Origin of the sequence: Pseudomonas agronomica (assembly GCF_025917275.1) — a bacterium.
Taxonomy (GTDB): Bacteria; Pseudomonadota; Gammaproteobacteria; order Pseudomonadales; family Pseudomonadaceae; genus Aquipseudomonas; species Aquipseudomonas agronomica.
Map to the genome: position 1 here is coordinate 1 of NZ_JAOSHO010000153.1, position 10,788 is coordinate 10,788.

A 10,788-nucleotide genomic window follows, 5' to 3' on the forward strand; every position below is an offset into this window, starting at 1 on the left:
TCGTTGCACTCGGCAGCTCCTACAGCTCCTACAGCTCCTTCAGGGCGGGCTGTGTTTCAGGGTAATGGCGAGAAAGGCGTGCGCCCATCGGCGTTCTGCAATTCCATCAGGTATTTGCGAAAGATCTGCCCCAGCACCTGGGTGGCCACTTCCAGTTCGTCGCGAGGCATCTGCTCGGCGACTTCATCTGCGGTGTCCAGTGCCTCTTCGGCGCCGTTGACCGCCGCCATTTTCAAGACGATATAAGCCTGCACATTGTTGGCGGGCACACCTTCACCATGGAAGAACATGCCGCCGAGCTTGAATTGCGCTTGGGCATGGCCTTGCAGCGAGGCTTTTTCGAAGTAGCTGAGGGCTTGCTTGAGATCGCGAGGCGCGGCCTTGCCGTCGTAGTAGAACTCGCCCAACTCGTATTGCGCTTGCGCATCGCCCGCGTCGGCCGCTTTTCGACAGGCGTCGAGTGCCGGTGCGAGATCTTGTGGCTGGGTGTTGAGCGTGCAACGGCCCATCGCCGGGATCAACAACGAGTTACCGCCTGCCTGAGCATTCGCGAGCAGGGGCTGAAGGAGCAACAGGCAGCCCAGGGCAAGGGTGCGGCCGGTGCGGTTCATGGGAATCGACTTACCTCTGAGGGGCGCGTGGACCCTCCGGGGGATCCAATAAGCGCGCATTATGAAATAAGCGGGGCCATCCTTACAAAGTCTTTACTCGTTTTTCTGCTGCGATGGAACGGCAGGTGCGGCTTATCGAGCAAATATGTAGGAAAAAACGCGGAGGCTATGGGCAATAACTGACGCTGGTGTGAGCCAGCGTCAGTTATCCACAAGCTATTTGAGCGCCGCGAAGGCCCGCTCGGCCGCGTCGAGTGTGATCTTCAACTCGGCGTCGCCATGGGCGATGGAGGTGAAGCCGGCTTCGAACGCGCTCGGCGCGAGGTAGACGCCACCTTCGAGCATCAGGTGGAAGAAGCGCTTGAAGCGGTCAGAGTCGCTGGCCATCACGTCGTCGAAGGTCACGATGTCATCGGCGCCGCTGAAATACAGGCCGAACATGCCACCGGCCTGGGTGGTGACGAACGGAATGCCCGCCGCATCGGCACGTACCTGCAAGCCATCGAGCAGGCGCGTGGTGAAGTCGGTCAGTTCGGCATGGAAACCCGGGCGGCTGATCAGGCGCAGGGTGGTCAGGCCGGCAGCCATGGCCAGCGGGTTGCCCGACAGCGTGCCAGCCTGGTAGACGGGGCCCAGTGGTGCGATGCATTCCATGATCGCGCGCTTGCCGCCGAAGCAGCCCACCGGCATGCCGCCGCCAATGATCTTGCCGAACGTGCTCAAGTCCGGCGTCACACCGTAATGGGCCTGGGCACCGCCGAGGGCGACGCGGAAGCCGGTCATCACTTCATCGAAAATCAACACCACGCCATGCTGGTCGCACAGGCTGCGCAGGCCTTCGAGGAAGCCTGGCGCCGGCGGCACGCAGTTCATGTTGCCGGCCACCGGCTCGACGATGATGCAAGCCACTTCCTGGCCGACTTCGCCGAGCATCTTCTCGACTTCTTCAAGGTCATTGAACGGCAAGGTCAGGGTGTGTTTGGCAAATGCCGCCGGCACGCCCGCCGAGCTGGGCACGCCTTGGGTCAGCGCGCCGGAACCGGCCTTGACCAGCAGGCTGTCGGAATGGCCGTGGTAGCAGCCTTCGAACTTGATGATGCTGTCGCGACCGGTGTAGCCGCGGGCCAGGCGAATCGCGCTCATGGTCGCCTCGGTGCCGGAGCTGACCATGCGCACCATTTCCATCGACGGCACGATGGAGCAGACCAGGTCCGCCATCTCGGTTTCCATCGCGGTCGGGGCGCCGTAGGACAGGCCATGTTCCAACTGCTTGCGCACGGCATCCAGCACGTCCGGGTGGCTGTGGCCGAGGATCATCGGACCCCACGAACCCACATAGTCGACGTAGCGCTTGTCGTCTTCGTCGGTGACGTATGCGCCTTCGGCATGCTTGAAGAACAGCGGGGTGCCGCCGACGCTCTTGAACGCACGAACGGGCGAGTTCACGCCGCCGGGGATGTGTTTCTGGGCGTTGGCAAACAAGGTTTCGGAACGGGACATGGTTGGGCTCTCGAAAACGGAAATGACTATTTGATGAGCAGCAGGTCGTTGAAGGCGCGGGCGCGGCGCGTCACTTCAGCGGTGCTGTCGGCGCCGAACAGGCCATGGACCACCGCGAGCAGATCGACCCCGTGGGCCACCAGCGGGGCGCCGTTCTCCAAGGTGATGCCGCCGATCGCGCAAATCGGTACATGCAATTTGATACGGGCCTGTTCGAGCAGTTCAAGGTTTGCGCTGGGCGCGCCGGGCTTGGTGCTGGAGTTGAAGAAGCGCCCGAACGCGACATAGCTGGCGCCTTCGTTGACGGCCTGTTCAGCGAGTTCCAGGCTGGCGTGGCAGGTGGAGCCGACGATTGCCTTGTGGCCCAGCAACGCCCGCACCGGTGCCAACGGGCCATCGGTCTGGCCCAGGTGGACGCCGACGCCGAGGCGCGCGGCCAGTTCGGCATCATCGTTGATGATCAGTTGGGTCTTGTAGCGTTCGCACAGGTTGCGCAAGGCTTCGGCTTCCCGCAGGCGCCGAGCCTCGTCGCTGCTCTTGTCGCGGTATTGCAGCAACGTCACGCCGCCTTCCAGCGCCGCTTCGACATAAGCGAGGAATTTGCCGGCCAGCAACTGGCTATCGGTGACGGCATAAAGGCCACGTAATTTCATTCCAAGGCTCCTGTGCTACGAGCAGAAATCCAGCGGCAGGCGACGCGGTACGAACTGGCCTTTGCCCAGTTGCTCGGCGTCGCGCAGGGTGCGCCAGGTGTAGTCCAGCGCTGTCTTGACCGCGCTGGCGAGCTGTTCGCCCTGGGCCAGCCGGCCGGCAATGGCGCTGGCGAGGGTGCAGCCGGAACCGTGGTAGCTGCCAGGCAAGCGTTGGCAGGTGAACGTTTCGCGGCGTCCGTCGCGGCTGTACAGGCGATTATGGACTTCATGCTCGTCGCCGTGGCCGCCGGTGATCAGCAGGTGCTTGACGAAGGGCAGCAGTTTTTCGGCGCATTCATCGGCGCTGCCTTCTGGCAGTTCGGCGAGGATGCGCGCTTCAGGCAGGTTGGGCGTGGCGATGATCGCCAGGGGCAGCAGGCGCTCGCGCATGGCATAGCCGACTTCATCCTTGCCCAGCCGTCCGCCGCCGCCGGCACGCAACACCGGGTCGCAGACCATCGGCAGGTGCGGGTGCGCCTGGAGCAGCTCGACCACTGTGTCGACCATTTCCAGCGAGCCGAGCATCCCCAGCTTGACCGCCGCCACGGGCGAATCGTTGAGCACGGCATTGGCTTGCGCCAGCACCCACTCGCGATCAAGCACGCGGAAATCGCTGACGTTGACGGTGTCTTGCACGGTCAACGCGGTAACCGCCGGGGCGGCATGACAGCCCTGGGCGAGCAGGGCTTCGATATCTGCCTGCAAGCCGGCGCCACCACTGGGGTCGTGGCCGGAGAGACAGAGGACAACGGGGCGAGAGCTGTAGATATTCATGGTGCGCGAGCTTATCACCAAACCTGTTTTGTCGGTGATTGGGCTCAGCAGGTTTTACACGACGTTGCCTGCTGGCGACTGCTTTTGTGGCGAGGGAGCTTGCTCCCGCTGGGCCGGGAAGCGGCCCCGAGATCTTGCGGTTGCTACGCAACCGAGCGGGAGCAAGCTCCCTCGCCACAAATGGCCTGTCAGTACCAACCTGACCAAAGCAACAGCTCTATCTCAATGCTTGGCGCTGAGACGCCCGTCCTAGAGCCTTTTGTCGGAAAAATTTCCATGGTGCAAATTGGCCATCAACGGCTATGCTAGACATGGATCCAACTACTAACAGGTAATGCCGGTGTTACGTCTACTCAGGGAATGGGGGGCTTCCTGACTCAACCGGACAGGCCACGCTGGGGCTTAAATGCGCTATTTGCTGATGTTGCTGTTGTGCTTGTCCCCCTTGGCAAGTGCCCTCGAATTCGATGAACTCACCCAGAGCCTGCCCTTGGGCCATGCCCTGCAAGTCTTTGAAGACGCCAGCGGCACGGCTTCCATCGATGACGTCCTGGCCCAGGCCGCGGCCGGTCGCTTCAAACCCCATGACAAAGCCACGTTGAACGCGGGTTATTCGCGCTCGGTGTTCTGGCTGAAAATCGATTTGCACTACCGTCCCGGCAATCCCGACGCCCAGCGGACCTGGCTGTTGGAACTGGCCTATCCGCCGTTGGATCACCTGGACCTGTATCTGGCGGACGGCACCGGAGCCTATCGCCTGGTCCGCCAGACGGGCGATGCGCTGCCGTTCGCCCGTCGCGAGATCCGCCAGAACAATTACCTGTTCAGCCTGGATTTCCAGCCCGATCAACGCCAGACCGTCTACCTGCGACTGCAAAGCGAGGGCTCGATCCAGGCGCCATTGACGCTGTGGTCGAGCACCGCTTACCTGGAACAACAGCCGTTGCGGCTTTACGTGCTGGGGATCATCTATGGCGTGTTGCTGGGCATGCTGGTCTACAACCTGTTCATTTACCTGAGCGTGCGCGACACCAGCTACCTGTATTACATCTTCTACATTGCCTCGTTCGGCCTGTATCAACTGTCGGTCAATGGCGCGGCGGTGGAGTACTTCTGGCCGGACAACCCCTGGTGGGCCAACGCCGCGACGCCGTTTTTCATCGGCTGCGCGGGGCTGTTCGGCAGCCAGTTCGCCCGCAGCTTCCTGCAGACCGCCCGGCACAGCCGCTGGCTCGACCGGTTGCTGCTGGCGCTGATCGCCTATGGCGCGATGGTGCTGGGCTTATCGTTGATGACCAGCTACGCCCTGGCGTTGCGCCTGGCGACGGCATTGGCTCTGGTGTTCACCGTGGTGATTTTCGCCGCCGGACTGTTCGCCTGGTGGCGCGGCCTGCGGGTCGCGCGGTATTTCATCATCGCCTGGTCGGCGTTCCTGCTGGGGGGCATCGTCAATACGATGATGGTGCTCGGCTATCTGCCGAACATCTTCCTGACCATGTACGCCAGCCAGATTGGCTCGGCCATCGAGGTGGCGCTGTTGTCCCTGGCCCTCGCGGATCGCATCAACGCCATGCGCGAACAGCAGGCCCAGACATTGTTCGACGCCGGGCAGAAGCTGGAAGTGCTCAACCAGCAACTGGCCCAGGGCAACAAGCTCAAGGATGAATTCCTCGCCACCTTGACCCATGAGTTGCGCACACCGATGAACGGCGTCATTGGCTCACTGGAGTTGATGGAAACCGTCGAAATGGACGAGGAACTGACCCAGTACCAACAGACCGCCGCCGGTTCGGCGCGGGACATGATGCGCATGGTCAACGGCATCCTTACGCTCACCGAGTTGCAGGCCGGCAAGCTCAAGGTCTACCCGGCGCCGTTCAGCCTGCGCGGTGTGATTGACGCGTTGCAGGTGCAGTTCGACGCCAACGCGGCCGCCAAGGGCCTCGATTTCAAGGTCGACATAAGCCCCGGCCTGGGAGACCGGTTGTTGGGCGACAGCGGCAAACTGGCCCAGTGCCTGGAATGCCTTTTGGACAATGCCATCAAGTTCACCCGCTCGGGGGGCGTCGCGTTGCGGGTCAGCGGGCGTCCGTCGGAGCTCGATCGGCTGGTGCTGTCCTTCGCCGTGATCGACACCGGCATCGGTTTCACCGACCTTGGCGAAGCAACCCTGTACCAGCGCTTTTTCCAGCTCGACGGTTCGATGACCCGCGAATACGGCGGCCTCGGTGTGGGCCTGGCGATCTGCCGCCAGTTGGTCGAATTGCTCGGCGGTCGCCTGACCCACACCTCCGAACCGGGGCGCGGCAGTCGTTTCCAATTGGACGTGGCGTTCGATCTCGCGTTGCCGGCGGGTGTCCCGACCCCTTTTTCGTTCAGTCAGCGCCGGGATTCGCGCGAGCCCCAGGATTGCACGGTGCTGTTGGCGGATGACAACACCATCGATCAGTTGGTCATGCGCGGCATGTTGCTCAAGCTGGGCTACCGCGTGCGCACCGTCGACAGTGGCCGGGCGGCCTTGGATGTGCTGCAGGTCGAAAGTTTTGACGCGGTGCTTCTCGATTGCCAGTCATCGCCTCTGGATGGCGTGTCAGTCGGCTGCCAGATTCGTGCGCTGGCCGGTTGCGAGGACGTGCCCGTGCTGGTGGCCAGTGCGCGTCATGATCCTGCTTGCTGCCCTTCGGGAGCTTTGATCGACTATCTGGGCAAACCGGTGAAGTTCGAGGTGTTGCAAGCCGTTTTGCAGCGGCGTGTACTTTGTCCGAAACAAGGCGAAAGCGCCGATATTTAGGCGGGTATGCCACTTTGATCGATCAGGAGGCGATGCTTAACTGATTCCCTGCTGGCCGACCAAGGAGCCCCGTCATGAACCTGCACCAGTTCGCCGAAACCCACGACGTCACCAATCAGCCGCCGTCCCTGGACGGTGCCAACCTGTATCGCATCGACCTGCCGCTGCAACAGTGGTCGCAGCGTTTCGGCGCCGGTTGGGCGCAGGCGCGGATCGATGCCTACGGTGCGTTGGCGGGTGGGCCGCTGATGGAGGCGGGGTTCCTGGCGAACCAGAACAAACCGGTGTTTTCCAGCCATGACCGCTACGGCCATCGCATTGACCTGGTGGAGTTTCATCCCGCGTATCACCAGTTGATGCGAACCGCCATCGAACATGGCCTGCCCAGCCTGCCGTGGGCTCATCCACAACTCGGCGCCCACGTTGCCCGAGCGTCGATGACTTATCTGCACAGCCAGGCCGAAGCCGGCAGCGGTTGTCCGTTGACCATGACCTTCGCCAGCGTGCCGGCGCTGCGCTTGCAGCCGGACCTGGCCGAGCGCTGGCTGCCGAAGGTGCTCGCCACCGAGTACGACCCGCGCAACGTCGGCATGGCCCACAAGGCCGGGGTCACGCTGGGCATGGCGATGACCGAAAAGCAGGGCGGCACCGATGTGCGAGCCAACACCACCAAGGCCTATCCGGTAGGCGCCAGCGGGCCGGGCCAAGCCTACGAACTGGTGGGGCATAAATGGTTCTGCTCGGCACCGATGTGCGATGCGTTCCTGACCCTGGCCCAGACCGACAAGGGTCTGAGCTGTTTCCTGCTTCCGCGCCACCGCCCGGACGACACGCGCAATCAGTTCTATATCCAGCGACTGAAAAACAAGCTGGGCAATTGTTCCAATGCGTCCAGCGAAGTCGAGTTCCGTGGCGCGCTGGCCTGGATGATCGGTGAAGAGGGCCGAGGCGTGCCGACGATCATCGAGATGGTCGCCATGACCCGCTTCGATTGCATGGTCGGCTCCAGCGCCCTGATGCGCCAGGCGCTGACCCAGGCCAGTCACCACTGCGCGCACCGCAAGGTCGGTGGCAAAGTCTTGAGCGAACAGCCACTGATGCAAAACGTGCTCGCCGACCTGGCGCTGGAAAGCGAAGCCGCGCTGGCCCTGAGCCTGCGCATGGGCCGGGCGCTGGACCATCTGGACGACGAGCACGAAGCCAAGTTCGCCCGGTTGGTGACGGCGGTGGGCAAGTATTGGATCTGCAAGCGCGCCCCCGCGATGATCAACGAAGCCGCCGAATGCATGGGCGGCGCCGGCTACGTTGAAGACAGCATCCTGCCGCGCCTGTATCGGGAGGCGCCGGTCAATTCGACGTGGGAAGGTTCAGGCAATGTGCAGTGCCTCGATGTATTGCGTGCCTTGTCCAAGGAGCCGGGCGTGCTGGAAGTGCTGTTCAACGAACTGGGCGACGGCCATGGGGACAAGCGCCTGGCCGCCCATATCGACCAACTGCATGCAGCGTTCAAGGACACCGACGACATCCAGTACCGCGCCCGGCAATTGACCGAAGACATCGCCGTCGGCCTGCAGGCGAGGTTGCTGCTCGAAGCGGGGAACAGTGATGTCAGCGATGCGTTCATTGCCAGTCGCCTGGGCTCGACCGGGCGGGTGTACGGTGCCTTGCCTCGGGGCTTGAATGTCGAGGCGATCGTCGCCCGCTCGACCCCGCAGGGTTTCTGAAACAACCCATACCCCTTGTGGGAGCGAGCTTGCTCGCGATAGCGCCGGCACACCCAACATCTCAGTGACTGACACTCCGCTATCGCGAGCAAGCTCGCTCCCACAGTACCCAATACGCCACTGTTCCCGTCGGACCGCGATGCAGGCAAGATGAAGGCCTGCAAGTCAGAACACAGGAAGCTGATCGTGACCGAAGCGTTTATTGTCGTTCAAACCGCCGAACAAGCCGTGGATCGTCTCGCGGCCCTGCATGAGCGTGCGACCACCGCGCTGAACCAGGCGCTCAAGCGCTACCTAAAGGACCGCATCGAGCCGGATGCCGAGCAACGGGCCTTGTTTCGCTATCCGGCCCTGCGGCTGACCTACCATTGCCACGGCGAAGTCCCGCAAACCACGCGCGCCTACGCCAAGGTCCAATTGCCTGGCACTTACAGTGTCACCGTCACTCACCCATCCGCGTTCCGCAAATACCTGCTGGAACAGCTCGTGCCGTTGATGCACGACTTCACCGTCACCGTCGAAGTGGGTGTCAGCGAGCAGAACATTCCGTACCCGTACGTGGTTGAGCAGGGCGACGAACTGGCCGGCTCCGGTGTGACCGCCGCCGTGCTGGCGCGGGTGTTCCCGAGCACCGACTTGTCGGCCGCCACCGATGGCATCGCCGACGGCCTCTACGATTGGGAAAACACCGACCCGCTGCCCCTGGCGCTGTTCGACGCCGCGCGGGTGGATTTTTCCCTGCGCCGGCTGGTGCACTACACCGGCAGCGACTGGCGCCATGTGCAGCCGTGGATCCTGCTGACCAACTACCACCGCTATGTCGACCAATTCATCGTCCACGGCCTGGAGCAATTGCGCAGTGACCCGCGTTTCGTGCGCATGGTGTTGCCGGGCAACGTGATCATCGACAAGAACATGGACCACGGCGAAGCCTCGGCCATCGCCGCCGGCGTGGTCTGGCACCGCTACCAGATGCCGGCCTATCACTTGCAGGCCAGCGACGGCCACGGCGTGACCCTGGTGAACATCGGCGTCGGCCCGTCCAACGCCAAGAACATCACCGATCACCTGGCCGTGCTGCGCCCGCATTGCTGGCTGATGATCGGCCACTGCGGCGGGTTGCGGCAGTCCCAGACCATCGGCGATTACGTGCTGGCCCACGCCTACATGCGCCGCGATGGGATTCTCGACCGGGTGGTGCCGCCGAACATTCCGATCCCGGCCTTGGCCGAAGTGCAACTGGCGCTGCAACAGGCGGCGGCGAACGTCACGGGAGAGAAGGGCGACGAGCTGAAAAAACGCCTGCGCACCGGCACCGTGCTGACCTACGACGACCGCAACTGGGAACTGCGCTGGGCCCAGGAACGCCCGCTGATCAACCTGTCCCGCGCTGTGGCGGTGGACATGGAAAGCGGCACCATCGCCGCCCAGGGCTATCGTCTGCGGGTGCCTTATGGCACGTTGCTGTGCGTTTCGGACAAGCCGCTGCACAGCGAGATCAAGCTGCCGGGTTCGGCCAACGCCTTTTATGAGCGGGCGGTCAACCAGCACCTGAAGATCGGGATCGCGGCGGTGGACCTGCTGCGCACCGAGCTCAATTCGTTGCACTCGCGCAAGCTGCGCAGCTTCGACGAGCCGCCGTTCCGCTGATCGGATGGTGGTCATTTAACGGTCGGGCCACTAGCATGGTCGGCCCTGACCGTTAGATGTTGTCGCTGCCATGCCTCGTCCTCCACGTCCCGTTTCCCGCCGCCCTGGCGCGAAGCCTCCAGCCTCCGCTCCGCGCCGTGTGGCCAAGGCGCCGCCGGCCGAGCCGAAGCTGATCCTGTTCAACAAACCCTTTGATGTGCTGACGCAATTCAGCGACGGCGAAGGGCGGGCGACGCTCAAGGATTTCATCGACGTGCCCGGCATCTACCCGGCCGGTCGACTGGACCGCGACAGCGAAGGGCTGTTGTTGCTCACCAACGATGGGCAACTGCAGGCGCGCATCGCCGACCCCAAGCACAAGCTGGCCAAGACGTATTGGGTGCAAGTCGAGGGCGAGCCGAGCGACGAACAGATGCAGCGCCTGCGCGATGGCGTGGAATTGAACGACGGCATGACGCTGCCTGCCGAGGCCCGCCAACTGGACGAACCGCAATTGTGGCCGCGCAACCCGCCGGTGCGCTTTCGCAAAAGCGTGCCGACGAGCTGGCTGGAGCTGGTCATACGCGAAGGACGCAACCGTCAGGTACGGCGCATGACCGCCGCGGTAGGCTTGCCGACCTTGCGCCTGGTGCGGGTCAGGATCGGTGACTGGACGCTGGAAGGGCTCGACCAGGGCCAGTGGAAGGAAGTGCCGGCGCGCTTATAACGCGCCGGACTCGATCAGGCCGATCACCACGCTCTTGATGACGAATGCCGCGACGCCGAGGCCCAGCACGAAAAACAGGATGAACGAGCCAAAACGCCCGGCCTTGGACTTCTTCGCCAGGTCCCAGACGATGAAACCCATGAAAATGATCAGGATGCTGACCAGGCCGGTCATCATCCACTCTTCGAAAACAGCAGGATCCATCGGGACACTCCAGCGTGGGCGGGATTGAATTGGCGCGGCGAGTATAAGGCATGGGGGTAGGGCGCAGGATTGGGCTGCGGCGGTGTGTCGCAGCTATCCATCGCCTGGGCTGACGCCATCGCGAGCAAGCTCGCTC

At 63.1% G+C, this 10,788-nt stretch carries 9 protein-coding genes; 4 read left to right on the forward strand and 5 right to left on the reverse strand.

The window, feature by feature from the left end:
* Positions 1–56: 56 nt before the first annotated feature.
* From OC610_RS13235 to OC610_RS13250, 4 genes are all read right to left on the reverse strand, one after another.
* On the reverse strand, positions 57–611 hold the full coding sequence (locus tag OC610_RS13235; protein ID WP_264428236.1) for a tetratricopeptide repeat protein: 555 nt from the start codon (positions 609–611) through the stop codon (positions 57–59).
* Positions 612–827: 216 nt separating this feature from the next.
* Positions 828–2,111: a glutamate-1-semialdehyde 2,1-aminomutase gene (gene hemL / locus OC610_RS13240; protein ID WP_030140356.1), complete on the reverse strand. Its 1,284-nt coding sequence runs from the start codon at positions 2,109–2,111 to the stop codon at positions 828–830.
* Between the two features lie 26 nt (positions 2,112–2,137).
* A complete protein-coding gene (gene thiE / locus OC610_RS13245) occupies positions 2,138–2,764 on the reverse strand; it encodes a thiamine phosphate synthase (protein ID WP_264428237.1) in 627 nt (208 codons plus the stop codon).
* Between the two features lie 15 nt (positions 2,765–2,779).
* Complete coding sequence (locus OC610_RS13250; RefSeq protein ID WP_198796724.1) at positions 2,780–3,577, reverse strand: hydroxymethylpyrimidine/phosphomethylpyrimidine kinase; 798 nt, start codon at positions 3,575–3,577, stop codon at positions 2,780–2,782.
* A 406-nt stretch (positions 3,578–3,983) separates the two neighbouring features.
* Here OC610_RS13250 and OC610_RS13255 point away from each other — a divergent pair, with 406 nt between their 5' ends.
* The 4 genes from OC610_RS13255 to OC610_RS13270 all read left to right on the forward strand — a co-directional run bounded on the left by OC610_RS13255 (position 3,984) and on the right by OC610_RS13270 (position 10,448).
* Positions 3,984–6,368, forward strand: coding sequence for a hybrid sensor histidine kinase/response regulator (locus tag OC610_RS13255; RefSeq protein WP_264428238.1), 2,385 nt, complete (start codon positions 3,984–3,986; stop codon positions 6,366–6,368).
* Positions 6,369–6,442: 74 nt separating this feature from the next.
* Positions 6,443–8,092 (forward strand): acyl-CoA dehydrogenase family protein, encoded by a 1,650-nt coding sequence (locus OC610_RS13260; RefSeq protein ID WP_264428239.1) that lies wholly within the window; start codon positions 6,443–6,445, stop codon positions 8,090–8,092.
* Positions 8,093–8,242: 150 nt separating this feature from the next.
* The gene (gene amn, locus OC610_RS13265; RefSeq protein WP_187293326.1) at positions 8,243–9,742 is read left to right on the forward strand and encodes an AMP nucleosidase; all 1,500 of its coding nucleotides are present in this window, start codon (positions 8,243–8,245) and stop codon (positions 9,740–9,742) included.
* Positions 9,743–9,881: 139 nt separating this feature from the next.
* The gene (locus OC610_RS13270; protein WP_264428240.1) at positions 9,882–10,448 is read left to right on the forward strand and encodes a pseudouridine synthase; all 567 of its coding nucleotides are present in this window, start codon (positions 9,882–9,884) and stop codon (positions 10,446–10,448) included.
* On the opposite strand, the gene OC610_RS13275 is transcribed toward OC610_RS13270, so the two are convergent.
* Entirely contained in the window at positions 10,443–10,652 is a 210-nt protein-coding gene (locus tag OC610_RS13275; RefSeq protein WP_003185724.1) for a DUF2788 domain-containing protein, read from the reverse strand. The two genes, OC610_RS13270 and OC610_RS13275, sit on opposite strands and share 6 nt — an antisense overlap.
* Between the last annotated feature and the right edge of the window lie 136 nt (positions 10,653–10,788).